This is a genomic window from Nocardia sichangensis, assembly GCF_047200615.1.
GTDB classification, from domain to species: domain Bacteria; phylum Actinomycetota; class Actinomycetes; order Mycobacteriales; family Mycobacteriaceae; genus Nocardia; species Nocardia sichangensis.
In genome coordinates, this window is the sequence record NZ_JBJZOK010000027.1 from 68,350 (window position 1) to 94,987 (window position 26,638).

Annotated in this window: 23 protein-coding genes; 18 read left to right on the plus strand and 5 right to left on the minus strand. The window is 68.8% G+C overall.

The window, feature by feature from the left end; all coding sequences use genetic code 11:
* Positions 1 to 52: 52 nt before the first annotated feature.
* Complete coding sequence (gene helR / locus ACL03I_RS30045; protein WP_412807538.1) at positions 53 to 2,263, plus strand: RNA polymerase recycling motor ATPase HelR; 2,211 nt, start codon at positions 53 to 55, stop codon at positions 2,261 to 2,263.
* On the opposite strand, the gene ACL03I_RS30050 is transcribed toward helR, so the two are convergent.
* Positions 2,248 to 2,583, minus strand: coding sequence for a cupin domain-containing protein (locus ACL03I_RS30050; protein WP_412807539.1), 336 nt, complete (start codon positions 2,581 to 2,583; stop codon positions 2,248 to 2,250). The two genes, helR and ACL03I_RS30050, sit on opposite strands and share 16 nt — an antisense overlap.
* 71 nt (positions 2,584 to 2,654) lie before the next feature.
* Here ACL03I_RS30050 and ACL03I_RS30055 point away from each other — a divergent pair, with 71 nt between their 5' ends.
* On the plus strand, positions 2,655 to 3,602 hold the full coding sequence (locus ACL03I_RS30055; protein ID WP_412807540.1) for a GlxA family transcriptional regulator: 948 nt from the start codon (positions 2,655 to 2,657) through the stop codon (positions 3,600 to 3,602).
* Between the two features lie 9 nt (positions 3,603 to 3,611).
* Here the strand turns inward: ACL03I_RS30055 and ACL03I_RS30060 are convergent, their stop codons facing one another.
* A complete protein-coding gene (locus ACL03I_RS30060; protein ID WP_412807541.1) occupies positions 3,612 to 4,199 on the minus strand; it encodes an LppA family lipoprotein in 588 nt (195 codons plus the stop codon).
* A 173-nt stretch (positions 4,200 to 4,372) separates the two neighbouring features.
* Between ACL03I_RS30060 and ACL03I_RS30065 the strand changes: the two genes are divergently transcribed.
* From ACL03I_RS30065 to ACL03I_RS30080, 4 genes are all read left to right on the plus strand, one after another.
* Positions 4,373 to 5,035, plus strand: coding sequence for a TetR/AcrR family transcriptional regulator (locus tag ACL03I_RS30065; protein ID WP_356968474.1), 663 nt, complete (start codon positions 4,373 to 4,375; stop codon positions 5,033 to 5,035).
* Positions 4,986 to 6,209, plus strand: a complete 1,224-nt coding sequence (locus tag ACL03I_RS30070) for an oxygenase MpaB family protein (protein ID WP_412807542.1) — start codon at positions 4,986 to 4,988, stop codon at positions 6,207 to 6,209. Before ACL03I_RS30065 ends, ACL03I_RS30070 begins: the two co-directional genes overlap by 50 nt.
* A gap of 54 nt (positions 6,210 to 6,263) precedes the next feature.
* Positions 6,264 to 6,518: a hypothetical protein gene (locus tag ACL03I_RS30075; protein WP_355079378.1), complete on the plus strand. Its 255-nt coding sequence runs from the start codon at positions 6,264 to 6,266 to the stop codon at positions 6,516 to 6,518.
* Positions 6,519 to 6,830: 312 nt separating this feature from the next.
* On the plus strand, positions 6,831 to 7,505 hold the full coding sequence (locus ACL03I_RS30080) for a hypothetical protein (RefSeq protein ID WP_412807543.1): 675 nt from the start codon (positions 6,831 to 6,833) through the stop codon (positions 7,503 to 7,505).
* Between the two features lie 67 nt (positions 7,506 to 7,572).
* Here the strand turns inward: ACL03I_RS30080 and ACL03I_RS30085 are convergent, their stop codons facing one another.
* Positions 7,573 to 9,105 (minus strand): FAD-dependent monooxygenase, encoded by a 1,533-nt coding sequence (locus tag ACL03I_RS30085; RefSeq protein WP_364435406.1) that lies wholly within the window; start codon positions 9,103 to 9,105, stop codon positions 7,573 to 7,575.
* A gap of 178 nt (positions 9,106 to 9,283) precedes the next feature.
* On the opposite strand from ACL03I_RS30085, the gene ACL03I_RS30090 reads away from it, so the two are divergent.
* The 6 genes from ACL03I_RS30090 to katG all read left to right on the plus strand — a co-directional run bounded on the left by ACL03I_RS30090 (position 9,284) and on the right by katG (position 16,206).
* Positions 9,284 to 10,474, plus strand: coding sequence for a glycoside hydrolase family 19 protein (locus tag ACL03I_RS30090; RefSeq protein ID WP_412807544.1), 1,191 nt, complete (start codon positions 9,284 to 9,286; stop codon positions 10,472 to 10,474).
* Positions 10,475 to 10,609: 135 nt separating this feature from the next.
* On the plus strand, positions 10,610 to 11,371 hold the full coding sequence (locus ACL03I_RS30095; RefSeq protein WP_364435400.1) for an enoyl-CoA hydratase: 762 nt from the start codon (positions 10,610 to 10,612) through the stop codon (positions 11,369 to 11,371).
* 192 nt (positions 11,372 to 11,563) lie between these two features.
* Positions 11,564 to 12,079: an SRPBCC family protein gene (locus ACL03I_RS30100; RefSeq protein ID WP_355079388.1), complete on the plus strand. Its 516-nt coding sequence runs from the start codon at positions 11,564 to 11,566 to the stop codon at positions 12,077 to 12,079.
* 12 nt (positions 12,080 to 12,091) lie between these two features.
* Positions 12,092 to 13,261, plus strand: coding sequence for a zinc-dependent alcohol dehydrogenase (locus ACL03I_RS30105; RefSeq protein ID WP_355079390.1), 1,170 nt, complete (start codon positions 12,092 to 12,094; stop codon positions 13,259 to 13,261).
* Positions 13,262 to 13,495: 234 nt separating this feature from the next.
* Positions 13,496 to 13,939: a Fur family transcriptional regulator gene (locus ACL03I_RS30110; RefSeq protein ID WP_355079392.1), complete on the plus strand. Its 444-nt coding sequence runs from the start codon at positions 13,496 to 13,498 to the stop codon at positions 13,937 to 13,939.
* A 35-nt stretch (positions 13,940 to 13,974) separates the two neighbouring features.
* The gene (katG, locus tag ACL03I_RS30115; RefSeq protein WP_355079394.1) at positions 13,975 to 16,206 is read left to right on the plus strand and encodes a catalase/peroxidase HPI; all 2,232 of its coding nucleotides are present in this window, start codon (positions 13,975 to 13,977) and stop codon (positions 16,204 to 16,206) included.
* Positions 16,207 to 16,324: 118 nt separating this feature from the next.
* On the opposite strand, the gene phoU is transcribed toward katG, so the two are convergent.
* On the minus strand, positions 16,325 to 16,990 hold the full coding sequence (gene phoU / locus ACL03I_RS30120; RefSeq protein ID WP_355079396.1) for a phosphate signaling complex protein PhoU: 666 nt from the start codon (positions 16,988 to 16,990) through the stop codon (positions 16,325 to 16,327).
* A gap of 148 nt (positions 16,991 to 17,138) precedes the next feature.
* On the opposite strand from phoU, the gene ACL03I_RS30125 reads away from it, so the two are divergent.
* Both ACL03I_RS30125 and ACL03I_RS30130 read left to right on the plus strand, forming a co-directional pair.
* Positions 17,139 to 18,101 (plus strand): MBL fold metallo-hydrolase, encoded by a 963-nt coding sequence (locus ACL03I_RS30125; protein ID WP_412807545.1) that lies wholly within the window; start codon positions 17,139 to 17,141, stop codon positions 18,099 to 18,101.
* Positions 18,102 to 18,447: 346 nt separating this feature from the next.
* Complete coding sequence (locus ACL03I_RS30130) at positions 18,448 to 19,074, plus strand: hypothetical protein (RefSeq protein ID WP_412807546.1); 627 nt, start codon at positions 18,448 to 18,450, stop codon at positions 19,072 to 19,074.
* A gap of 3 nt (positions 19,075 to 19,077) precedes the next feature.
* On the opposite strand, the gene otsB is transcribed toward ACL03I_RS30130, so the two are convergent.
* Positions 19,078 to 23,058, minus strand: coding sequence for a trehalose-phosphatase (gene otsB, locus ACL03I_RS30135; protein WP_412807547.1), 3,981 nt, complete (start codon positions 23,056 to 23,058; stop codon positions 19,078 to 19,080).
* 141 nt (positions 23,059 to 23,199) lie between these two features.
* On the opposite strand from otsB, the gene ACL03I_RS30140 reads away from it, so the two are divergent.
* The 4 genes from ACL03I_RS30140 to ACL03I_RS30155 all read left to right on the plus strand — a co-directional run bounded on the left by ACL03I_RS30140 (position 23,200) and on the right by ACL03I_RS30155 (position 26,624).
* Positions 23,200 to 24,195, plus strand: a complete 996-nt coding sequence (locus ACL03I_RS30140; protein ID WP_355079404.1) for an Acg family FMN-binding oxidoreductase — start codon at positions 23,200 to 23,202, stop codon at positions 24,193 to 24,195.
* A gap of 87 nt (positions 24,196 to 24,282) precedes the next feature.
* Positions 24,283 to 24,549, plus strand: a complete 267-nt coding sequence (locus tag ACL03I_RS30145) for a hypothetical protein (RefSeq protein WP_412807548.1) — start codon at positions 24,283 to 24,285, stop codon at positions 24,547 to 24,549.
* A gap of 120 nt (positions 24,550 to 24,669) precedes the next feature.
* On the plus strand, positions 24,670 to 25,677 hold the full coding sequence (locus tag ACL03I_RS30150; RefSeq protein ID WP_355079408.1) for an Acg family FMN-binding oxidoreductase: 1,008 nt from the start codon (positions 24,670 to 24,672) through the stop codon (positions 25,675 to 25,677).
* 62 nt (positions 25,678 to 25,739) lie between these two features.
* On the plus strand, positions 25,740 to 26,624 hold the full coding sequence (locus ACL03I_RS30155; RefSeq protein ID WP_356968502.1) for a DUF302 domain-containing protein: 885 nt from the start codon (positions 25,740 to 25,742) through the stop codon (positions 26,622 to 26,624).
* Positions 26,625 to 26,638 lie beyond the last annotated feature (14 nt).

Sequence of the window (26,638 nt, forward strand, 5' to 3'; positions counted from 1 at the left end):
GGCGAGCAGCGGCGTCCGCGCGGGATCGTCGAGCCACGAAACGGAGGGGCCTGTGTCAACTCAGGGGTACGAGGACGAATTGCGGTCCGAGCGGAGCTACGTGGCCGGGCTCTACACGCGGCTCGACGCCGAGCGCGCGCGAGCGAGGCGCGGATACACCGCGGCTCTGCGCGGGAACGGCGGAACGCCGATGGAACGGGATGTCGAAGTGCGCACGCTGGCCAGGGAGGTGAAGCGGCTGGACGTAGCGGACAACGGGCTGTGTTTCGGGCGATTGGACGCCTTGTCGGGCGAACGTTCCTACATCGGCCGGATCGGCCTGTTCGACGCGCAGAACGAGTACGAACCGCTGTTGCTCGACTGGCGGGCCCCCGCGGCGCGCGCGTTCTACGTCGCCACCGCCGCCAGCCCGGAGAACATGCGCAGGCGCAGGCAGTTCCACACCCGCGGGCGCCGAGTGGTCGATTTCACCGACGAGGTCCTCGGCCGCCCCGGCGGCGCGGAGCGCGGCGACGCGGCGCTGCTCGCGGCGGTCGACGCGCCGCGCGGCGAGGGGATGCGCGACATCGTGGCGACGATCCAGGCCGAACAGGACGAGATCATCCGGCTCGACCACCCGGGCGTGCTGGTGATCGAGGGTGGCCCCGGCACCGGCAAGACCGTCGTGGCGCTGCACCGCGTCGCGTATCTGCTCTACACCCAGCGGGAGCGGATGGAACGCCACGGCGTGCTCGTGGTCGGCCCCAATCCGGCGTTCCTGAACCACATCGGCCGCGTTCTGCCGTCGCTGGGCGAGACGAACGTCGTGTTCACGACCACCGGCGACCTGGTGCCCGGCCTGCACGTCACCGCGGAGGACGACCCGGACGCCGCCCGGCACAAAGGGTCGCTGCGGATCCTGGACGTGCTCGCGGCGGCCGTAGCCGATCGGCAGCGGGTGCCGGAGCATCCGCTGTCGATCGAGTTGTCCGACGTCACCGTGCGAATCGACGCCGAAACCGCGGAGTGGGGCCGGGAGGAGGCGCGGGCGAGCGGGCTACCGCACAACGAAGCTCGCGCCGTGTTCACCGAGATCGTCACCTGGGTGCTCACCGAGCGGGCGATCGCCCGCATCGGCCGGGGCTGGCTGACCCGCGACGACCGCGAAGCATGGGAGAACCTGCGGTCGGACCTGCGCGCGGAACTCGCGGACAACGACCGGTTCACCGCCGCGCTCGACGAACTCTGGCCGATCCTGGCACCGGAGACGCTGTTGGCGGAGCTGTACGAATCCCCGGAACGGCTGGCAGCGGCGGGCGCCGACCCGGCCCTCTTGCGCCGCAGAGGCGATGCCTGGACGGTGTCGGACGTGCCGCTGCTCGATGAATTGGTCGATCTACTCGGCCGTGTGAAGCGGGACGACGACTCCGAGCGGGAACAGCAGGCCCAGGCCGAGTACGCGGCGGGTGTGCTGGACATTCTGGTCAGCCGCGAGGACATGATGGACGACGAGGACCACTTGTTCGCCCAGGACCTGCTCTACGCGGAGGATTTGGCGGATCGCTTCCTCGAGCGCGACAGCCGGGAACTCGCCGAACGCGCGGCGGCGGACCGGGACTGGACCTACCGGCACGTCGTGGTGGACGAAGCCCAGGAACTGTCCGAAATGGATTGGCGGGTGCTGATGCGGCGCTGCCCCGGGCGGTCTTTCACGATCGTCGGCGATCTCGCCCAACGCCGGGCGGCCGCCGGAGCGACCTCGTGGGGCGCGATGCTGAATCGGTACGTACCGGGCCGGTGGGTCTACCGATCGCTGACGGTGAACTACCGCACCCCGGCGGAGATCATGACCGTCGCCGCCGAGCTGCTCGCCACGTTCGCACCCGGCGTCCAGCCACCGGAGTCGGTTCGCGCATGCGGCGTACGGCCGTGGTCCAGGCAGGTCGCCGCCGACGAAATAGGTTCCGCCATAGACGAATTCGTCCGCGACGAAGCCTCCCGCGAAGGCACAAGCGTCGTGATCGGGCCACCGGACGTGCCGGGCGCGGTGGCGGCGGCGGAGACCAAGGGTTTGGAATACGACGCCGTCCTGGTCGTGGAGCCGGAACGAATTCTGGCCGACGGCCCGCGCGGCGCGGCCGAACTCTACGTCGCCCTCACCCGCGCCACCCAACGTCTCGGCGTGCTGCACCAGGGGCCACTGCCGCAGGCGCTGACCGGCCTCGCCGAAACCTCGACGCCCGTCGGGGCCGGAGACCGTCGGCGCGATCAGCCTTCCGGGTAGAAGACGAACAGCGTGCAGCCGGTAGCAGTCCCTGGCACGTGCCACGATCCGGCCGGGGCGTGCAGGAACGTCCCGGCCGGGTAGTCGCGAGCGCCGTCGTTGAAGGTGCCCGCGACCACGTAGACCTCCTCGGGGCCGGGCTCGTGGACGTCGCGGCGCGGCCACGACGTACCCGCGTCCATCTCCAGCACGTTGGCGCTCGCACCGGACGGCCCGGTCCAGAGGTGCCGTACCCGGATTCCGGGAAACAGCTCCCGAGTCGGAGATTCCGCGACGGACACAGCGGTGTAGCCCTCCTGGGCGAGGATTTCGGAATGCATGGCTTTCACGGTGCCGCGTGGAAGCAGGCCGAGAAAGTGTCCAGTCGGACACCACCGGGTACATTCTTGCCATGCATCGCGTGGTGGCCCTGGTGCGGCCGGTGCAGTCGACATTCGAGCTGGGCTGCGCCGCGGAGGTATTCGGCACACAGCGGGCCGGGGTGCCGCACTACTACGAGTTCGAGGTGTGCGCGGAGACGCCAGGACCGGTACCGACATCGGCCGGGTACACGCTGGGGGTGTCGCAGGGCCTTTCGGCGCTCGCTTCCGCGGACACCGTGCTCATCCCGGGCTGGGCGCCGGTGGAGGCGCCACTCTCGGCCCCCGTGCGCCACGCGCTGCTGCGGGCGCACGCCCGTGGGGCGCGGCTCGTGACGATCTGCTCCGGAGTGTTCGCGCTCGCCCGCACGGGCTTGCTGAACGGACGCTCGGCGACGACGCACTGGGCGCGCGCCGCACAGTTGGCGCGGGAGTTCCCGGAAGTTCGGGTGGAACCGGACGTGCTCTATGTGGACCACGGCGATGTCGCCACGAGCGCCGGAGCGGGCGCGGGCATCGACCTGTGCCTGCACCTCGTCCGGAAGGACCACGGGGCCGCGCATGCCACCCTCGTCTCGCGGCACATGGTGATGTCGCCGCACCGCGAGGGCGGCCAAGCACAGTACGCCCCGCCCGCACCACCCACGGACGCGCTCGACGGCCTGCTCGAGTGGGCAGGCGCGCGGCTCGGGACAGCGCTGTCGGTAGGCGATCTGGCCGCGTACCTCAGCGTCTCGCCGCGCACGCTGGCCCGGCGTTTCGCCGATCAGCTCGGCACGAGCCCGGGGGCATGGCTGCTGTCGCGCCGGGTGGCCGAGGCGCGCACCCTCCTGGAGGAGACGAACCTGCCGGTGGAGGCGATCGCGGCACGGGTCGGCCTGACCTCCGCGGTCAACCTGCGCCGCCGCTTCCGCGCCCAGGTGGGCACGACCCCGGGCGCCTACCGGCGAGCGTTCCGTGGCTCGGGAATACGGATGTGACAGGGAAAGTCACCGAGGCGACCGCTCATCCGCGGGTAGTCGGCAACCCACGGTCGCGGTGATCGTCATCGACCGGGCATCGGTGAACACCGACAGCTCGGTGTTGCTGTCCCACTCGGCCCCATCCGAGCCTTCGAACGTGACGTACCGGTCCGGCGACGATGCCGCGCTCGGCAGCATGTCCGTCGCACCCACGGACGCGGCCAGCGCTCGGGCCGTTTCCTGGAACCCGGGCCAGGCTCCTGCGGGCAGGGAACCGTCGGCGCGATAGCGCGGCAGGACGACACGCCTGCCGCCGGTGTGCGCACAGGGCCCATAGCAAGGTCCCACGGCGCGGCCCTCGCTTCGGATCCACCGCAGCGCCGGTTCGATCGCCGAGGCGGCGTTCGCGATCTCCTCGACGACCGACGCCGTCCGCTGCTCGGCCACCTCCGAAGCCGGTAGTCCGGCCAATTCCGCTGCGGCGGCGGCGATCTCCTCGCCCGAAGGCGGCGGGGCGGGCTCACCGAGCAAGGTCGCGCATCCGCCCGTCCAAGCCGCGACCGCGAGCACGGCGGACCAGCGCAGCGCTACGGTCGGCCATCGCGGTCCGGTCATCGTCTCCCACGTTTCCCGCGGCCGCAGGGATCGCGAGTCCGCCTCCCGCGCAATTCTATTCGTGGCGGGGTGATACGGGAGCGACAACATGGCGCGGCGACGAACGCGACCGGTGTCGCGGCCGCACTCGTCGAATCATTGACTCAATGACACAGTCTTTGTATGTTTGTATCATGAGCGAGGGTTCCGACGGCGTCGACGAACGGATCATGGACGCCGCGCTCGAACGCATCCTGCAGGTCGGGATCCGCCGGGCCAGCCTGGAGGACATCGCCCGCATGGCCGAGCTCAGCCGGATCACCATCCACCGCCGGTTCGCGGGCAAGGACAACCTGATCCAAGCGGTACTGGCCCGCGAGACCCGGCGCATGCTCGCGGAGGTGACCGCGATCGCCGCCACCGCCACCGGCGTGGACGCCCAGATCGAGGACACCATGCTGTACGTCCTCTTGCAGACCCGCATCCACCGCCTGGTCACCCAGCTGCTGCGGGTCGCCCCGGACGAAGCGTTGCGCTTCTCCACCGTGCAGGGCGAACGCCTGGTGTCCATCGGCATCGAGTACATCGTCGGCATGCTCACTCATGCCCAGTCCGCGGGCCTCGTCGACGAGTACGACCCGCGCCCGGTGGCCGAACTCGTCGCCCGCCTGGCCCACTCGCTGATGCTCACCCCCGGCGGCGGCAGCGTCGACTTCACCGACGACGACCGCGCCCGCGCCTTTGTCCGCACCACCATCGTGCCTTTGATGAAACACGGCATCACCCGCCCTGACGAGGAGCCCACCCATGACGACGTCCGCGACAATCCCGGCCCGGCATCCCGATCGGCCTCGTAAGGCGCCCGGCCTGGGCCCGTTCGCCGCGCTGCTGCGCATCGGGAAACCTTCCCCGCAGCGCTGGCAGTTGCTCGGCGCCTCGTTGCTCGTCGGCGACGAGCCGATGGACAGCCTCGTCGAGTGGATGTACACCGAAGGCGTGGCCGTCACGCGGCCGTTGTTCGAGCAGGCACTCCGGTCGGGCATCGACAGCATCCCCGGCGCGCCCGCGCCGCTGCGCGAGTTCTTCACCGCCGTCGAGGACACCCCCGCCTGGGTCGACCCGAAGTTGTTGCGCGACGGCGAGCGTGTGTTCCGTTCCGGCGGCAACGACGGGCTGTATTTCGCCCGTGACGTCTCCTTCATCGGCGGCTATCTGGCCTCCGGCTTCAACAAGACCCTGCTGCGCACCGGCGCCCTGGAGAAAGGCCCCGCCCGCCGGTTCGCCGAGACCCTGCAATGGGCGATGGACGTGTCCACCGAGAACGGCATGGACCGTTACGGTGTCGGCTACCGCTCCACCCTGCACGTGCGCCTCATCCACTCGCTGGTCCGCAGGCACGTCGCCGCCATGCCCGACTGGCGCACCGAGGAATGGGGCCTGCCGATCAACCAGACCGACATGGCCGCCACCCTCGTCGGCGCCCTGCTCGCGCCCGTCGTCGGCGGCATGGCGCTCGGCGTCATCCTCTCCCCCCGTGAGCTGGCCGCCGCCGCCCACCTCACCCGCTACGTCGGCTGGCTGATCGGCGTCGAAGAGCGATGGCTGCCCACCAGCTTCCGCGACGGCATCGCCATCCTCGACCACTGCCTGACCGCCATCACCAATCCCGACGAGACCAGCCGCCAGCTCGCCCTACCTATGGCCGACGATCCACTGAACTGGTCCTATCCCAACCTGCCCACGCTGCGCGGCCGGCTCGCCCGCGCCCAGCACCTGTCCGTCAGCAGCGCCTTCCTCGGACCCAAGGCGATGCGTATCCTCGGCCTGCCCGCCTATGTCCCGCCCTGGTACCCCGCGCTGCGCATCCCCGTCAACCTCGTGCGCACCGCCTACACCCACCTGACTCCAGGCGGCCTCGACCGCGCCGCCATTCACGGACGCCAGCAGCAGGAAGCCTTCCTGCGGCGCCTCATCGGCGAAACCAGCGCCACGATAGGGCATTCCGCGCCGCGGCTGGATCGCACCGCCTGACCGCCGATCCGGCAGCGCGACCCCGCAGGCGCTGCCGGACAACCGGTCGCCGACATGAAGGTCACCGGCGATGCCTTCGGCCCGCAGCTGCGGAACGTGCTGGCGACCTTGCGGTTCGGCACCGGACCGCATCCCGGGCTGATGGTGGAACAGGTGCTGCGGCGGCTGGCCGGATTGCTCGACGAAGTACGAGAAGTGCGGTTCCTCGAAGTCGACGCGATTCGCCCGATCCACGACCACGCCCCTGGGATAGCCCGACGGGACCTCTCGATCACCCGCTCGAGGCCCGACGAACGGCTTTGCGGCTGACGCCGCCCGGGAAAGGCTGCCGCCGCTGGGTTCACGCTTGTCAACACGTCCTGATGCCGACGCCGCCCGCGCGGGTCCGAGCACACACGGCGGGGAGCCGGCCCGCCGCAGCGCCGACCTGGACGAACAACCCGCGGCAGTCGGCGAGACGGTGAACCGAGCGCGGTAGCAGAGGCCGTGGGTTCGAACATGCGACGCGGACGAGTATGCGCTGTTGTCGACAACGTCACCGGTCGATCTATCTACACTGACAACGCTGAGCACCACCGGATCGACGCCTTGTCCGAAACCACACTTCGACGGAGAAGTTCTATGTGCGGCCGCCGGAACCCCAAGCGCAACAACAACTCACGTCGTCCGGACACCGTACCGGCGATTCGGTATCCGGCTCGATCCGTCATCGACATCCTGCTGCCCGCCATGATCACGCGCCGCAGCGGTGCGCTGACCACCGACACCGGCCTCGTCCACATCTGGGGTTTCACCGGCACCGGCGAGGACGACAGCGCGAGCGCGGCGGGCTTCGCGGAATTCTCGCCCAACGACACCCCCACCGTTGCGGGCTCTCCCATCCTGGACATCGCCGGGCGGATGATGGCGGGTATGAACGGCCGCCTGTGGGGATTCGGGCTGGCCCACCAGGCCGCCGCGGACGCCGTCGTGCACGGGATCGACAACCAGCCCGACCCGATCACCTCATCGCCGGACGGGCCGGAAGAATCCTCCACCACCGAGGAAGTGTGGGCCGCCAGCATCTTCGACGCCCGCGGAAGGGAGATCACCCAGCTGCGCTACGTGCATCTGCCGGAGCTCGAACCGATCACCTTCGACAGCGACACCCTCGATCGGCGCAGCACCATTCACGACTGGATCGACCGAGTCCAGACCGGAGTCATCTCGGCGCACGTCTGGGCGGCAGCCCTTGCCCTGGACGCGCAACGCAACCGAGCCGTCCTCGCGCAACTGGAACAGCGACTGCTGAGCTGACCGCAGCGCCCGCCGAACCCGACCCGGCGATGTCACCGTCACCGGGTGCGGCGCGGTCCGCGCGAATTCAGGTGTGCGCGCGAGCACCGAACCAACGGGCCAGCGATTCCTCGAGGCCGTCCAGGTCGCCACCGTCGGCAGCCCACGCCACACAGCCGTCGGGACGAACCAGAATCGCCGAAAGCTCGCGCGGCTGAGCGGCTTTCGCGGTGACGACTCGCACCCGCCCGGACCATCCCGCGGCGCGGGATCGCAAGTCGCCGGAATCGACGAGGTCGAGCAGAATGCCCTCCGCGCCGGTGAAATACTCACCGAGGCGGGTGCCGTCGGCCAATTCGATGTCGGGAGCGACCGATCCGACGAGCGAGTGCCCCCCGCCGATGTCGTAGCGATGCCGAACACCGGAGATGTTCTTGAACACGCCGGTCGCGCCGTCGCGCGAGGCGAGCAGTTCGGCGGCGACGGCGCGCAGGGCACGGCTGCGGATATCGGTGCGCATCAAAGCGACCTGCGCGCGCGTCCAATCCAGCACCCACGCGCCGATGGGATGGCGTTCGGCGGTGTAGGTGTCGAGCAGACCGCCGGGCGCCCATCCGCGCACTTCGGCGGCCAGTTTCCAGCCGAGATTCACCGCGTCGCCGATACCGAGGTTCAGGCCCTGACCTCCGAAAGGTGAGTGCACATGCGCGGCGTCACCGGCGAGCAGCACCCGACCCTTGCGGTAATCGGGGACCTGGCGGGTGTTGTCGGTGAAACGGGTGGCCGAATGCACGGCGGTGACGACCACCGGGACTCCGCTCACGGCACGGATGCTCTGCTGCAATTCGGCCGCCGTCACCGGGGTCTCCCGGTCGGCGGGCGGGCCGTCCAGTTCGACGGTGAGCACGCGGCCGGGCATCGGTCCATAGGCGTAGATACCGGTTTCGGTGGCATTCCAGCTCATTCGAAGGTTCTCGGCTCCGGTCATGTCCACGATCGCCTGATGGCCGGTGATCTCCGGGTCGAGGCCGGGGAACTCGAACCCGGCGAGCTTGCGGACCGTGCTGCGCCCGCCGTCACAGCCGACCAGCCAGCCGGTGCGCACCCTGCGGTCACCGCAATCGACGGTGACACCCGCGCCGTCGTCGGACAGCCCGATGACCTCCACCCCGCGCCGGACCTCCACGCCGAGTTCGGCAGCGCGGCCACCCAGGATCGCCTCGACGGACTGCTGGGCCACCAGGAAGACCTCGGCGGCCGGACCGACCTCGGCGAATTCCGGATCGTCGAAGTCGACGGCGTCCGAATTCAGCATGATGCCCGCGAAGTGACCCACCGCAGGCCGCCGCCCCCGGTCGATCGGCGGCATGCCGCCATCGCGACGGAACTGCGCGAACCGGGCGAATGCGGCGTCCTGCTCGGCGCGCAGCTGCGGCAGCAGCCCGCGCCGGTACATGGCCTGAGCGGTGGGCACATTGATCGCCCCCGCTTTGATCGTGCGGTCCGGCTCGGCGAGGCGCTCCACCACGAGCACATCCACCCCCGCGAGCCGCAGCTCACAAGCCAGCATGAGCCCGACCGGCCCGGCGCCGACCACCACCACTTCACGTGTCTCGTTCATACGAAACACGCTGCGGCGAAAGCATTGCCCGGCACTTGCACCGGCTTGCACGCCGCTTGCGCGGAGTCGTCACCGCCGGAGTCGACAGACACTCGAAGCGCCCGCTGGATATTCCCGCCTTGTCACAGCTGGGGAGAGAATGGCGGACGTTTGCGCTGGTCATGCGAGAATCGTGGACATGGGCTCCCCCTACGACCCGTTGCAGGCGGATCCCTGGGGGCGGGCACGATACGGTCTGCTCGCACTACCGGCCAAGGTACTCGGGGCGGATCCGACCCCGCAGGCGTCTTCGGCGGTCGCCGATACCCGCAAACAGATCGAGAGTCTGATCGCCCCACCACAAGCCTCCGCCACGCTGCGGAAAGTCATCGAATTCACCCGAAACGCTTTCGATCTCATGGTCGACCAACTCGGTAACGGACACCCTGAGGACATTCCGGACCTGATCGTCCTGCTCGATAAGGCCGACTTGTACGACGTAGCCAACGAGTCCATCGTCACCACGCATTACAACGAGAAGTCCGGAAAGCTGGCCCGCCTCGCCGACGATCTGAAAGCCCAAGCCACGGGGATATCCGGCAAGGTGGGCGACGTGGCGAAGGACATCATCGCGTTGATCGGAACGATCAGAGACGAGGCGGCACGTCTCGCACCGGTGCTGCAAGCTGCCACGGTGGCGGTCTCGGCGCGCTCGAAGAAATTGTCGCCGACCGAGGAGAAGTCACTCCTGACCGAAGTCGTCGCGACACTCGTGCGGGTGGAGACGAAATTCGCCGCGGTCGCCGGGCACAATGCCGACCGGGCCGGGACAACGGGCCCGCTGACCCTGGAACAACTGGAGCGGATCTTCCCCGGCACATCCCGCGCGAAATTGCAGGAGTACCTGCCCTACCTCGACCAGGCGATGCGCGACTTCGGGATCGACACGCCGAAGCGGGAAGCCGCTTTCCTAGCCCAGATCGGGGTGGAAACCGACGACCTGAAAACGCTCGAGGAATACGGTGACGACGAGTACTTCAACCGCCTCTACGGGCCCGGCTCCGGCGTCGGCCGAAGCTTGGGCAACAACAAGCCCGGCGACGGCGCCCGCTTCCACGGCCGTGGCGCGTTGCAGTTGACCGGTCGCAACAACTACCAGGAGGCGGGCGAGGCCCTCGGTGTCGATCTCGTCGGCGATCACAAGCTGGCCGCGGATCCGAAGTACGCCTTCGCAACCGCCGGGTGGTTCTGGGACGCCAAGAATTTGAACGACCGGGCCGACGAATCGGATGTCGGCGCGATCACCAGATCGATCAACGGAGGTTCAAATGGCGCTTCGGAGCGCAAGGAGAACTACGACCGTGCCCGCAAGGTACTCGACGCGGAATGAACCCGAATTGTTCGCCACGCATCCGCGGCCCCGGTGAACTCGGCGATGGATCTCCGTTCGGCGGTCAGAGCGCTCCACGAGTCTGTGCGCGGTCCCGAGCGTCTTCTGACCGTCCCCGGCGCCTACGATCCGGTCATGGCGGAGATCAGGAGTGAGCGGCGGGACAAGGTCGCGGTCATCACCGTGCACGACCCGGATCGGCGGAACGCGTTGACACCGGCGCTGTCCGAACAACTGGCCGCCGCGGTGGCCGAGGCCGAGCGCGATACCGGCGTGCACGCGGTGCTCGTCACCGGAACCCCGCCCGCATTCTGCGCCGGAGCCGATCTGAGCGCGCTCGGTGCGGCACGCGAGGAGGGGCTGCGGGTGATCTACGACGGATTCCTCGCGGTCGCGCGCTGCGCACTGCCCACCATCGCGGTGGTCGGCGGCGCCGCCGTCGGCGCGGGACTCAATCTGGCGCTGGCCGCGGATGTCAGGGTCGCCGGTCCTCGCGCGCGGTTCGACGCGCGATTCCTGCGGCTGGGCCTTCATCCCGGCGGCGGGATGACCTGGATGCTGCAACGCGCCGTCGGACCGCAACGGGCCGCCGCGATGACGCTGTTCGGGGAGATCCTCGACGCCCAGGCGGCGCTGAGCGCAGGATTGGCGCACCGGGTGATCGACGGCGATCACGACGCGCTGCTCGCCGGAGCGATCGACTTCGCCGCCGGCGCGGCCGAAGCGCCGCGCGATCTGCTCATCACCACCAAACGCACCATGCGCCACACCGCGAATCTCGACGCCCACGCCGATGCCGTCGACGCCGAGATCGTGCCGCAGGTCGCCTCCCTCGACTCCCCGGAATTCGCCGCGCGCCTGGCGGCGAAGCAGGCCGAGATCGGCGGATCGAGATGAACGGCGGCGGCGCGGTGTGGGCGGAGGTCGTCGAAGCGGGACGGAAACGGTTTGGCGTTTCCGGCGGCGGGTAGCCGCTCCGAGACCGCATAGGAAGCGCACGACTCTGCGGCCGATGGTTCGTATCCGGATCGCAGGGGCCTTTCGTGTGTGCCGGTGTCTTGCGACCACGGAGAGCGAGAGGAGGGCCCTATGCACTACATCGATGACACCAAACACCTGCTCAGCGATCTCGTGGGACGGGTGATCGAGTCGGCGACCAGCTACTCGGGCAGTCAGACCGTGACCATCGCCCGGCCACGAGCCGAGGTCGAGCAGTTCTGGCGCGACCCGACGAGCCTGTCGGAGGTACTGGGCGACGTCGCCGAGGTCAGATCTCCGGCTCCGTCGACCTACGAGTGGAGGTTGTACGCGGGCGCCGACGGACACACGACCTGGAAGACCACACTGCGCGAGGAGGACGGACACTTCCGGTTCGTCGGCTCCGCCGACCAGGACGCAGGCCAGGGTCTCGAAATCGAGCTCACCTTCCGGGAAGCACCGCGGAATCTCGGGACCGAAGTGACGATGCGAGCCCGGACCCCGCTGCCCGACCTGCTGACCGGCGCGGGCATGTTCACCGCGCTCTACCGAGCCCGAGCCCGGCTGCAGACCGGCGAAATGCCCACCCTGGCCCACAATCCGAGCGCCCGCTCTTCCGCTCGGTGAACAGGAGGAGACATGCACGCGCTCTGCTGGAACGGCGTCAACGAACTCGCCGTGGAAACCGTCCCCGATCCGGTTCTGGTCAATCCGCACGATGTCATCGTCCAGGTCCGCCTGACCACCACCTGCGGGTCCGATCTGCACTTCATCGACGGATATCTGCCGGGAATGCGGGAAGGCGACGTCTTCGGACACGAGTTCATGGGCGAGGTCGTAGAAACCGGAGCCGAAGTCACCTCGATCGCCGTGGGTGACCGTGTCGTGGTCCCGTCCTTCATCGGATGCGCATCGTGCTGGTATTGCGACCACGAACTGTATTCCCTTTGCGATACCACCAATCCGAACAGCGCTCTGCAACAACCGCTTTTCGGCTACCCGACGGGCGGAATCTACGGTTACACCCATCCCTTCGGGGGTTATCAGGGTTCCCATGCGCAATATGTCCGTGTTCCCTTCGGCGACACCAACTGTTTCCGGATACCGGACGGCATCACCGACGAACAAGCATTGTTCCTGTCCGATGCCGTGCCGACGGGACTGATGGGCGCCGAATTCTGCGACATCCACCCAGGCGACACCGTCGCGGTATGGGGCAGCGGCGGCGTCGGATTGATGGCCGGGCACACGGCACGCCTGCTCGACGCCGAGCGGATCTTCGTCATCGACCGCCTTCCCGAGCGGTTGCGCGTGGCGGAAGAGCAGTTCGGCGCGGAAACCATCGACTACACCGCCGTCGACAGCGTCCACGAGATCCTGCGCGAAAGTACCGGTGGCCGCGGGCCCGACGCCTGCATCGAGGCCGTCGGGATGGAAGGACACGGCACCGGACTCCAGCAACTCTACGATCGGGCCAAACAGCTGCTCCGGCTGGAATCGGATCGGGCGACACCGCTGCGGGAAGCGATTCTCGCGTGCCGGAAAGGCGGCATCGTCTCGGTGCTCGGCGTATACGGTCTCACCGACAAATTCCCCATGGGCGTCGTGACGAACAAGGGTCTCACCATCCGCACGGCACAGCAATACGGCCAGCGGTTCGTACCCCGCATGTTCGATTACATCCAACAGGGCGATCTCGACCCCTCCTACCTGATCACCCACGACATGCCGCTCGACGACGCGGTATACGGCTACGACATCTTCAAGCACAAAAAGGAAGGCTGCATCCGCTCCGTTTTCCGGCCCTGAGCGGGCCCATGGAGCCGCAGCGCCGAGATAGCTCGCTGGTTGCCCATCCGATCCGGTAGCCGGATCATCCGCGCCTCGTCGGCTCGATCGAATCGCCGCAAACGCCCACGTGCTCTGCGCGGCAGTGGGTACGCTGCCCGACGAGCCCTCCGGGGCGGCCTCCGCGCGGCACGTACCGCGCAACTTCCGAACAAACTCTTGACTCGTTCCAGAAAACGGACGAGACTTCCGAGCATGCCAACGGCCTCGGAGTTCCAGCAGATGCTGCGAGGAGTTTCGCTACGTGTGACCCGCCCGCGGGTCGCGGTGCTCAGCGCGGTCCACGACCACCCGCACGCCGACACGGAGTCGATCATCCGCGCTGTTCGATCCGCGCTGCCCGAGGTGTCCCACCAAACGGTCTACGACTCCTTGAACGCACTCACCGCCACCGGCCTGGTCCGGCGTATCCAGCCGTCCGGGTCCGTCGCCCGCTACGAATCGCGGGTCGGCGACAACCACCATCACGTCGTATGCCGAGGATGCGGGGTGATCGCCGATGTCGACTGCGCCATCGGCGAGGCCCCGTGTCTGACCGCGTCCGATGACAGCGGCTTCTCGATCGATGAAGCCGAGGTCATCTACTGGGGCCTGTGCCCCGATTGTGTGGAATCACAGGCTTCCCGATCACATTCGTGATCGCAGCCCACATCACTCATTCAGGAAGGAATGCTGTGTCATCCGATAGCCGCCCGCCCAATCCTGACACCAAGACCCACAGCGCGAGCGAGAGCGAGAACCCGGCGATCCCGTCGCCCACCGCGAAGACGGACCACCGCCCCCGCAGCAACAAGGACTGGTGGCCGGAGCAGATCGATGTCTCGGTGCTGCACGCCCATACGTCCAAGTCCAACCCGCTCGGAGAGGACTTCAACTACCCAGAAGAATTCAAGAAGCTCGACGTCGACGCCCTCAAGGCCGACGTCGCGGCGGTCCTGACCAATTCGCAGGACTGGTGGCCCGCCGACTACGGCCACTACGGCGGCCTGTTCATCCGGATGAGCTGGCACGCCGCGGGCACCTACCGCATCTCCGACGGCCGCGGCGGCGGCGGTCAGGGCGCGCAGCGTTTCGCGCCGCTGAACAGCTGGCCGGACAACGCCAACCTGGACAAGGCGCGCCGGCTGCTGTGGCCGGTCAAGCAGAAGTACGGCAGCAAGATCTCGTGGGCCGACCTGCTGGTGTTCGCGGGCAACGTGGCCCTCGAGTCGATGGGGTTCAAGACCTTCGGCTTCGGCTTCGGCCGTCCGGACATCTGGGAGGCGGAGGAGGTCTTCTGGGGTCCGGAGGACACCTGGCTCGGCGACGAGCGCTACAGCGGTGACCGCGAGCTGGCCAACCCGCTCGGCGCCGTCCAGATGGGCCTGATCTATGTGAATCCCGAAGGGCCCAACGGTCAGCCGGATCCCGTGGCCGCCGCGCGCGACATCCGCGAGACATTCGGCCGCATGGCGATGAACGACGAGGAGACCGCCGCGCTGATCGTCGGCGGCCACAGCTTCGGCAAGACCCACGGCGCGGGCGATGCCGGCCTGGTCGGCGCCGAACCGGAAGGCGCTCCCCTCGAACAGCAGGGCCTGGGCTGGAAGAGCGCCTACGGCACCGGCAAGGGCAAGGACGCCATCACCAGCGGCCTGGAGGTCGTCTGGACCGCCACCCCGACCAAGTGGGGCAACGGCTTCCTGCAGAACCTGTACGGCTACGAATGGGAGCTGACCAAGAGCCCCGCCGGGGCCTGGCAGTGGAAGCCGAAGGACGGTGCGGGCGAGGGCGCGATCCCGGATCCGTTCGGCGGGCCCGCGCGTACGCCGACCATGCTGACCACGGACCTGTCGCTGCGCGAAGACCCGATCTATCGGGAGATCACCCGGCGCTGGCTCGATCACCCCGAGGAGCTGGCCGAGGCGTTCGCCAAGGCGTGGTACAAGCTCCTGCACCGCGACATGGGCCCGATCAGCCGCTACCTCGGCCCCTGGGTTCCCGAGCCGCAGCTGTGGCAGGATCCCGTTCCCGCCGTCGATCACGAGTTGATCGACGAGCAGGACATCGCGGAGCTGAAGAGCAAGGTGCTCGAGTCCGGCCTGTCGGTCGCGCAGCTGGTCAAGACCGCCTGGGCCTCGGCAGCCAGCTACCGCAGCACCGACAAGCGCGGTGGCGCCAACGGTGCCCGGATCCGGCTCGAGCCGCAGAAGAACTGGGAAGTCAACGAGCCGGACGAGCTGGCCAAGGTGCTGCCGGTGCTCGAGCAGATCCAGCAGAACTTCAACGGTTCGGCCTCCGGCGGCAAGAAGGTCTCGCTCGCCGACCTGATCATCCTGGCCGGGTCCGCGGCGATCGAGAAGGCCGCCAAGGACGCGGGCCACGATGTCACGGTGCCGTTCGCACCCGGACGGACGGACGCCACCCAGGAGAACACCGACGTCGAGTCGTTCGCGGTGCTCGAACCGCGGGCCGACGGGTTCCGCAACTACACGCGGACCGGCGAGAAGGCTCCGCTGGAGCGCCTGCTGCTCGACCGGGCGTACATGCTGGACGTGACGGCTCCGGAGCTGACGGTGCTCATCGGTGGTCTGCGCGCTCTGGGCGCCAACTACGGCGGCACCGACCACGGTGTGTTCACCGACCGGCCGGGCGTGCTGACGAACGACTTCTTCGTCAACCTGCTCGACCAGAACACCGAGTGGAAGGCGTCGGAGTCGGCGGAGAACGTCTACGAAGGCTTCGACCGCGCCTCCGGTGCGGCGAAGTGGACGGCGACGGCCAACGACCTCGTCTTCGGATCGCACTCCGTGCTGCGGGCGGTGGCCGAGGTGTACGCGCAGGACGACGCGAAGGCGAAGTTCGTCGACGACTTCGTCGCGGCGTGGGTCAAGGTGGTCGAAAACGACCGGTTCGATCTCGCCTGATCGATATTCGACGATCCGGGCCGGTTCTTCGGGGCCGGCCTGGATCGTCTCGTCACCCGCCGTCCGATGGACCGTCGAGCGCAACGAATTCCGTTCCGCGCACCCACGATTCGCGGTCCTATAGCGATTGCGCGACCTCGTCGTCCTGGCGGCGCCCGGTGGTCATGTACAGGGTGCGGCGGCCCACCTCGACGGCGTGGTCGCCGAAGCGTTCGTAATAGCGGCCGAGCAGAGTGACGTCGACCGCGGCCGCGGTGCCGTTGTCCCATCCTTCGGCCAGGATCGCCGCCAGCAGCGCGCGGTGTAGATCGTCCATGGTGTCGTCGCGAGCGTCGATGTCCGCGGCGTCGCCGGGGTCGGCGGTGGTCAGCACACCGACCGCGGCGTCGGCGAGGTCGACGGCCGCCGCACCCATATGGGTCACCAGATCTCGCACCGGTTCGGGGACCACGTCGGCGGGATGCCTGCGTCTGGCGGCGTCGGCGATGTGCTCGGTCAGCGCGCTCATCCGGGTGAGGTCATCGACCAATTGCAGCGCCGTCACCACCTGCCGCAGTTCTCCCGCGACGGGAGCTTCGAGGGCGAGAAGGGTGACCGCGGCGTGCTCGGCGTCCTCGCGCATCGCGGCGGTTTCGGCGCAGTAGTCGATGGTGCGTTCGGCCAGCTCCAGATCCGCGCCGAGAAGGGCGTCGGTGGCCATCGCGATGGCCTCCCGATTGCGCACGCACATCGCTCGCAAGTGGTCGGCGAGCTGCTCGAGGTGATCGTGGAAGCGGGTGCGCACCCCTCCATCATCGCGCGCATCCCGCCGGCGCGCTGCGGGTCCGCGATCGCGCACCGGTCGACTGCCGGAACCTGAGTTAACATCGTGGTTTGCCTGAGAAAGCTGTTCGTCGGCCGCGCCCTTGCCGGTCGGGCTGGAAGGGGCCGGTGTGGATCTGCCATCAGCGGGGCCGTTGACGGCGCGGACCGGTACCGCCGCGACGTGGTGGTCGTGTTGCGCCGCGGGGATGTCGATGCCGTGGCGCACGCTGCAGCCGCGACGTCGCGACACGGAGTTGCTCGACACGCTCACCGACGCGGGATTGCCCCCGGCGCGAGCCAGGGTCCGGCTGACCGCGCTCATCCATGGTGTGCGGCCCGCTCCGGCCTACGGGGTGATCGAAGGAGCGTTGCGGCCGCCCTCGGTAGCGATCGCTATGACCAGTTTTCTGGTCGAACACCCACAGGCTCGTTTCGTGGTCGATCCGGCGATGTGCGCCGACGTACACGCCCGGGTCCTGCCGCAGCTGCGCCGCCCGTATCGCGATCTCGTCGCTCCACGTAAATCGCTTGTCGGCCTAGCTGATTCGCTCGCGATGTCCGCTGTCCCCGTGGACGCACTCGACTTCGCGATCGCGACGCACATCCACTGGGACCACGTGGCCGGACTGCTCGACCTGCCGGCATCCCTCGCGTTGCGGGTGACCACGGCCGAATTGGAATGGGCGACGAACCCCGAGACGACCCCCATGGGCGTCGCGGAGTCGCTCGGCTCACGACCGACGCCGTCCTTCGACCTCGACGGGCCTCCCGTACTCACCTTTTCCCGCAGCCACGACCTCTTCGGCGACGGCTCGGTGCTGGCGGTGGACCTCTCCGGGCACACCCCTGGCAGCATCGGGCTCGTTCTCGCGGTAGCGGACGGGGGCACCGTGCTGTTGGCGGGCGACGCCGTCTGGCGGCGGGAGCAGATCCCGCTGCTGCGCGAGAAACCCCCGCTGCCAGGGCTTCTCGTCGACCACGACCGATCCGCCGCCTTCGCAGCGATCCACCGCCTGCACTGCCTGCCCGCGGACGTCGAGGTCATTCCCACCCACGACCACACCGCGGCGAAAAGATGGGCGCATCGATAACCGCGCGGCCGTCCGCTGCCCCGGCGGGCTCGATCGGCGCCGCGCCGGTCACCGTGCGATGTACCTCGGTCATCTCCTGACGCGATCGATGAGGGCGGCCGGCAGCGAGCTCATGATCGAGGCTCATATCCCGGCCACAGGAGACTCCACCAGTATTTCTTCGCCCAGTCGAGCAGCCAGCTCACGCCGGTTGCTGATCCGCGGTCTCCGAACCCGCCCGATCACACGCCGAGGACGGGGCCAAGGTCCCTCGGCAAGTGTCGGTTCGACTCTGTGCGCGGTCTTTCCCGCCGCATAGCGTCCGTGGTATCCGCGTTCGGCGAGGCGCGGTGCGGAGGAGCCAGCCATGCGCGCACGAGTCGTCTACGAATCGATGTTCGGCAACACCGCGGCGGTCGCGGAAGCCATCGCGGAAGGGCTGCGCGAGCACGCCGACGTCGAAGTCGTGCCGGTGGCCGCGGCCGCCGAAGTGCCCGCTCCGAAGGTGCATCTGCTCGTGGTCGGCGGACCGACCCGCACCTTCCGGCTCAGCCGTCGGCGTACCCGCCGCGACGCCGCCAAGCGAACCGATGCGCTGATCGCCGACATCGGTGTCCGGGAGTGGCTCGAAGCGGCACTGCCCGTTCCGCGGGGGCACACCGCCATCGCCTTCGCCACCAAGCCGGCCGGTCAGTCGTGGCTACCCGGATCGACCGCACGCGGCATCGGAAAACGACTACGGCGTTTGGGCTATTCCCTCGCCGACGACCCGATGGATTTCCTCCTCGAAGACTCGACCGGCCCGCCCGGGCCAGGAGAGCTGGAACGCGCCCGTGCCTGGGCCGCGCGCATCGCCCACACCGAACTGGACCGGATCTCGCACCCGGATTGCCGGCACCGGAACGACGCACGAGATCAACGACTCGACCAATGGGCACCTCCGGCTGACGACCGCGGGCGAGCGGTGCCGCCGCACGGGCGGAAGAGCCGGTGATCATCACTCGCTCACCGAGTTCATCGGCAGGCGGACCGTCGCTCCCGCCTCGAGCCGCGCGGTCTGGTCCCGGCAGGTGACCTCGATCGGCGGCGACGCGCCGGGATCCGAGCCGATCTCGACGCCATCGCCGCTGACGCGCACGGTCAGCCGATGGCCGCGATAGATCATCGGAAACGACAAGGCGCCCAAGGACTCCGGCCAATACGGGCAGAACACCAGGCGGTCGCGGCGCAGTTCCATACCGGTGAAACACCGTTGCAGCAGATCGACGCTGCCCGCCATCGCGGCGAGATGAATCCCCTCCGCGGTGGTTCCGCCCTGGATATCGGCGACGTCGGAGCCGAGCACCAGATCGAAGAACTCCACGACGCGCTCCCGGTTGGCCCGCGCCAGCACCCACGAATGCACCAGCGCGCTGAGCGTCGAGCCGTGCGACGTGCGCGACAGGTAGTAGTCGATGGTCCGCGGAATCATCTCGCCGGGCAGTTCGTATCCGAGATGTCCCAGCAGTTCCCGGAGTTCGTCGGCCGACAGTAGATAGAACAGCATCAGGACATCGGCTTGTTTGGCGGCCCGATAGCGGTTCACATCGTCGCCCTCGGCCTCGAGTAGCCGGTCCAGCCGCTGGATGTTGCCGTATCGACGACGGTAGTGATCCCAATCGAGTTCGGCCAGTCGCTCGTATCCCTCGAACTGGCTGATGACTCCGTCGTGGAACGGGACGTACATTCGCCGAGCGACAACGGACCAGTGCTCCGATTCCGACGGTCGCACCGACAGCTTCTCCAGCAGCTCCGATCGTTCGCGCGGTGCCAGCAGGGCGAGCGCGTCGATCGCCCGCAGGATCACCCAGGCCGCCATCACATTGGTATAGGCGTTGTTGTCGATACCGGCCTCCGGCGCGTCCGGATAGCCGGAATGGAACTCGTCCGGGCCGATCACGCCACGGATGGTGTAGCGGTCGCGCTCGGCGTCGTAGCGCGCCACGCTCGACCAGAAACGAGCGATCTCCACCAGCAACTCCGCGCCGCATTCGACGAGGAACTCCAGGTCGCCGGTGGCCTGGTAGTACTGCCAGACGTTGTAGGCGATCGCGATCCCGATGTGGTGCGCACGGCGGCTGGGATCCGGATTCCAGCGTCTCGACAGCGGATTCAGATGCATCCGCTGGCTTTCTTCACGGCCGTCACTGCCGGACTGCCACGGGAACATCGCCCCGGCGAGTCCCGCTTCCGCGGCCGCTCGCCTGGCCTCGGGCAGACGGCGATAGCGGTACCGCAGCAGAGAACGGGTCAGCTCGGGAAACCGCGGATTCAGCACGGGAAAGACGAACAGCTCGTCCCAGAACACATGACCGCGATAGGCCTCACCGTGCAGGCCGCGCGCGGGCACGCCCACATCCATGCTCGTGGTGTTCGGTGACAAGGTCTGTATCAGGTGCAACAGGTGCAGGCGCACGATGCGCGTCGCGTCCTGGGCACCGTCCAGGTCGATCCGCAGCCGCGCCCACAGATGCTCCCACGCCACCGCGTGTCCCTCGAACAGATCCGCGTAGCTGTCGACGGCGTCGACCCAGCGCGCGGCTTCCTCGTCGGGTCCCGCCGTGGCCGGGTCACGTCCGGTGAACACGGCGACGACCTTCTCCACGGTCACCGCGTCCCCGCTGGTGACCGGCAGCGTGAAATCGTGCCCGATCAGGCCGTCCTCGTGGATCGCTTCGCATGCCGGGTCGATGGGCTCCCCGCCGCGTCGCAGACCGCTGCGCGTCGCGACGGCCACCGGCGTTCTCGAGGCGCCGGTCCGCGCCGAGAGCAGCACCGATCTCGCGGACAGGTGTACGGCGTGTTCGGTCACCAGATGGGTGTCGGACAGATCCCAATACCGCTGCACCAACTGATTGCGCACGGATCCATCGATCGCCGAGCGGATGGTCAGTTCGCCCGACCAGTTTTCGGCGGTGATCGTCGTCGCCATCGCGCCCGAGTGCGGACGATGCATGGCGGCGAACCGGCGTTGGTTCACCGCGGTGATCCGACCCGACGGATCGCGAAAACGGAACCGCCGCACGAGTTCGGCGCGGCGCAGATCCAGCTGCTGCCGGTAATCCAGCAAATCCGCGGTATCGATGTCGAACCAGGGGCCGCGTTCGATCCGGAAGGTCAGCGGGAGCCAATTCGGCAGATTGACCAGACTTTCGTTGTCGACCACGTGGCCGGTTATCGTGTCGGAGAGCCGGTTGTACACCCCGCCCACATAAGTACCCGGGTAGTGGACCGCTCCCGCCCCGCATTCCGGTGCCGCACCGCGGGTGGCGAAATAACCGTTGCCGACCGTGCACAGTGACTCCCGAAGCTTCTCTCGGGCCGGGTCGTATCCATCGAAGTCGAGTGTCCACGACTCCGGCGCGGCCGTGACGGTACCGGGTCGCAGCCTGCGGGCCAGCCGATCGAGGAAGTCGCGGACCCGATGCGGCCCGTCGATCGCGTACCGGGCGGCGGTGTGCCTGTCGCCGGTCTCCCCGTGGCGCACCACGATGGCGAGCCCATCCGCTTCGACGGCATCGAACGCGTCCTCGTCGGTCAGATCGTCGCCGAGATAGACGGGCAGCACCGGGACGGTGAGATGGTCGAGAATCCACCGCACCGCGGCGCCCTTGTCCCAGTCCACATCCGGGCGCAGCTCGGCGACACGCCTGCCGTGGGTGACGCGCAAACCCGCCGTGTGCCCTGCCGCGTGCACCGCGGCGACCACTCCCCCGACGTGTTCCGCCGTGACGTTGCGGTAGTGAACGGCGACCGCGAACCGCTTGTGCTCCACCAGGATTCCGGGAACATCCCGCAGGCGACGCCGAAGTTCACCGGCCGCCGCGGCGAGCGCCTCCTCGGCGCCGGGTGCGGCGTCGTGCACGTGCCCGGCGCCGTCCGGGGCCACCAGATCGAAGCCGTGACTGCCCGCGTACCAGATTCCGCCGACGCCGACGCGGGCACGCAAATCGGCGAGATCGCGTCCGCTGACGACCGCGACGGGGCATTCCGCTGCCAGCTTCCGCAATGCGGCCGCCACGCCCGCGACCGGTTCGGCGGCATTCGGATCGGGGACGATATCCGCGACGGTGCCGTCGAAGTCGAGCAGCACCGCGACTTTCTCGGTGCTCAGACGGTCGGCTATCCGCGGCCAGCCCTCCTCGACGTCCGGCAGCTCCGACATCCGCCGGAAGCCCCCGCGCAACCGCACCCGAGCGAGGTCATCGACGACGACGTCGGCTCCCCGCGCCAGCAGCCCATCCGCGTTCGCCCGCCGATCGACACCGATGACCAGCGCGAAGCCCCCACTGCGACCGGCGGCGACGCCCGCCTCGGCATCCTCGACCACAACCGTCCGGTCCGGTCCGGCCCCGAGTCGGCGCGCGGCCTCGAGCAACATCGCCGGATCGGGCTTCCCCGCCAGGCCCAATTCCTCGGCATCGTTCCCGTCCACCCGCACCGTGAACAGGTCCGCGACACCGGCGGCCGTGAGCACCTGCGCGCAATGCCGGCTGGCGGAGAAGATGCCCGTGCCGATGCCCGCGGCCGTCAGACGACGAACGAGGTCGACGGTCGACGGGAACACCCGGACACCGTCACGTGCGACGCGCTCGCGGAACAGGTGATCCTTGCGGTTTCCGAGCCCACATACGGTTTCGGCCGTCTCCGGATCGGCGGCGGTGCCCCAGGGCAACGCGATACCTCGCGCCGCGAGGAAGTCCGCGACGCCTCGATAGCGTGGCTTGCCGTCGACGAAGCGAAGGTAGTCGGTTTCGGTGAACGGCGACCGGTCCTGTCCGGCACCGGCGGGACGCCGGGTGAGGAAGTCGTCGAACAATTCCGTCCACGCCGCGGCGTGCATCGACGCGCTGTCGGTCACCACCCCGTCCATGTCGAAGATCACCGCGTCGTGGCGGCGCGAATCGATCCGCGGCGTCGCCCGCACACCGTTGCCCACGACTTCAAGCCTGACCGAGCCGCCGGTGTCCCGTCCAGGGACGAAAGTCCGCAACAACCGCCTGACGTGGGGGCCACCAGCGACGAGATCCGGGACCAACGACTGTTTTCCCATCGGCGTGGGAGACCTACCGTCGGCCATATGAACGAGCTACCCACCGGAGAAACCATCGAGAAGGCCGTCCTCCTCGCCGGCCGGGCGCCGTCGCTGCACAACAGCCAGCCCTGGCACTGGACGTTCGACGGCCAAGCGCTGCGGCTGTTCGCGGTACCCGAACGCCGCCTCCCGGCGACCGACACCACCGGTCGTCAGATGCTGATCAGCTGCGGTGTCGCGCTGGGCCATCTCCGCGCGGCCATGTCCGCTGCCGGTTGGCGCACCCTCGTCGCCCATTTCCCCAACCCGAATCGTCGCAATCATCTCGCCACCATGACGTTCCACCGGGCGCATTTCGTGACCGACGCCGACCGCGCCCGCGCCGACGCCATCCTGCGCAGGCACACCGACCGGCTGCCGTTCGCGGCACCGCCCGGATGGCCCGATTTCGAAACCGTGCTGCGCAGCACGTTCGATCCCGCCGACGCCACGCTGAACGTCCTGCACGACGACAGCCGCCCCACGTTGGCCCGCGCCTCGGAGATGACCGCGTCGCTGCGCCGCTACGACCCGGATTACCACGCCGAATTGCAATGGTGGACGGGGCACGTCGTCGCCGACGCCGGTGTCCCCAAGGAGTCGCTGATCTCCGAGCAGGAACGGCAGCGGGTGAGCGTGGGCCGCAAGTTCCCCACCGTCTCCGGTGACCGGCGCGGTGAGGTCGCCGACGACCATTCGGTGATCCTGGTCCTCTCCACCGACAGCGACACCCCCGACGACGTGGTGCACTGCGGTGAGGTGCTGTCCACGGTGCTGCTGGAGTGCACCCTCGCGGGGTACGCGACCTGTCCGCTGACCCACCTGACCGAAGTCCCGCAGAGCCGCGCGCTGGTCCGCACGCTGACCGGCGGTTTCGGCTTGCCGCAGGTGCTGGTCCGGGTCGGCTCGGCACCCGAATCCGCGCAGGACGCTCCACTGACGCCGCGCCGTCCACTCTCGGAGATCCTCGAGATGTCCGGTCCACAGGGCGAGGTGGACTGAGGCCACATCGATATCGGGACGTTAGCCCCCGCTCTACGGGCAGCAGTACCCTCCCCTCGCACCCGCCCCCCGAGCAGGCTGTGTGCTATGTCACCCCGTCGTATACCTCCACGTACATCCGACGGAACTCCGGACCCCGACTCGGTGCCGCTGGCGGTTCCCGCGGTGGTGCTCGCTTCGATCATGCTGATCGGGATGCTCGTGGCGCTCGTCCTGTTGCTGCCCGATTGGGCGCGCGACTACGGCGCGGACCTGGTGTATCTGGCGGTGTTGATCTACGCCGGTCTCGCGCTGCGGCTGTTGTGGTGGGGCGTGACGGTCCTGCGTGCCGGTGTGGCGGACATCGAGAAGTAGAACGCCGCGGGAAGGTTACGGCGGCCTCGCACCGGCCCGGCGGGCGACGGTGACCAAGGACCCTGCGTCGCGGGCGGAACGCCCGTATCCGCTCCGGACGATCCCGCGAAGACTCGAACCATGACCGCGAACGACGAAGCACCCGCCATTTCGGTACCCGAGCATCGGGTGATGCTGGCTGCGTTGCGGCTGGCCACCCGGGCGCCGTCGGTGCACAACACCCAGCCGTGGCGGTGGGTGTTCGACGGAACCCGCCTGCACCTCTACACCGACGCCGACCGGCTGCTGCCCTCGACCGACCCGCACGGCCGCCAGCTGGTGATCAGCTGCGGAGCCGTCCTGCATCACGCGCGAACCGCCTTCGCCGACCAAGGCTGGCACACCGACACGGTGCGCGTGCCGGATCGGCAGCGACCCGACCATCTCGCCGTGATCGAATTCCGGCCGTGGACCGACCCGCCGGAGGGGATCCACACCCGAGCACGCGTCATCGACCGGCGCCGCACCGACCGGCTGCCGATGCTCGAACCGCAGGGCTTCGCAGGCCTGCTGCCCCGGCTGCGGATGCTCACCTCCCCGCACGAGGTGGAACTCGACGTCTTGGACGACAGCGCCCGGCCTCGGCTCGCCGCCGCTTCGGAACAGATCGGTGCGCTGCGCCGCCAGGACTTGCTGTATCAGACCGAATTGGAATGGTGGGCCGGGCATTCGGAGACGCTCGAAGGCGTGCCGGCCTCCGCGCTGGTGTCCGACGCGGAATTCGCCCGGGTCGGAGTCGGGCGCGCGTTCCCCCCGGCGCCGCGTTCGATGCGACGGGCCCGGCTCGACGATCGCGCGCGGCTGGTTCTGCTCGGCACCGACGGGGATTCGGTGACACGCTGGCTACGCACCGGCGAGGCGCTGTCGGCCGTGCTGCTGGAATGCACCGCCGCGGGTCTGGCGACCTGCGCGCTCACCCATGTCACCGAACTGCCGACGACCCGGGGACTGCTCGCCGGCCTGGTTCCCCGTCCGGCGACACCTCAGGTGCTGCTCCGTGTCGGCACCGCGCCCGACGACGCCGACATGGTCCCGCCGACTCCCCGGCGCCCGGTCACCGACGTCTTCACCGTCACCGGCTCCCGCTGAGCCCACCGACACCCGAAGGGCGGCGGCCCGCGCCCACGGCACGACGAATCGAGGAGGACGCGGTGGAATACCGGATCGCCCTGGTCGAGTCCGCACCGGAAACGGTGCTGCGGATGGCACGCAGGCTTCGTCCCGACCCAGGTTTGCTCGGCGAGGACATCGCGGAGGGAATGCGGGAAGTGACCCGCGTCGTGCAGCAGGCCGGTTTGGTCGCCAGCGGCGCGCCGACGATCACCTTCCGCGACGACACACTCCAAGGCGAAGCGGCCGCGGTGGAATTCGGCGTCGCGGTGGAGCCCGCACCCAACCTCGGGCCCAGCTCCGGCGCGCAAGTGGTCGTCCTGCCGGGAACTCTCGTCGCTCGCACCTGCCACCGCGGCAGCTACCGCGACCTCGCCGCCGCGTATCAGGCGCTCCAGGAATGGCTGCGCGACAGCGGCTACCGGCCGATCGGTCCCCCCACCGAGGCCTACCTCATCGGCCCGGACGAGGTCACCGACGCCCGGCGTCTGCTCACCGAGATCCGGTTGCCGGTTGCCCCCGCCGCCACCGTCGCGGTGCACCTCGACGCACCCTTCGAGGAGGCGGTGCGCAGGACCAGGGATGCCTTGCGCGGTGCGGAACTGGCGGTGATCGCCGAAGTCGACCTACAGGCCACGCTGCGCGAGACGATCGGCGAACAGATCGAGAACTATCTGCTGCTGGGCGTCTGCGACCCCCAGCTGACCTACCGGGCGCTGTCGGCCGACCGCCACGCCGGGGCGATGTTCTCGTGCGGTCTCGTGGTGCGCTCGACCGACACCGGCACACAGGTCGAGGTCGCCGATCCGGAACTGCTGGTCTGCGTCACCGCGCAGCCGGGGCTGCGGTCCGTCGCGGGCGAGCTACGGCGGCGGCTCGCCGCCGCATTGGCGATCCTCCGCGACTCGTCGCCCGCGCGGACGTGATCACGTCGCGTCCA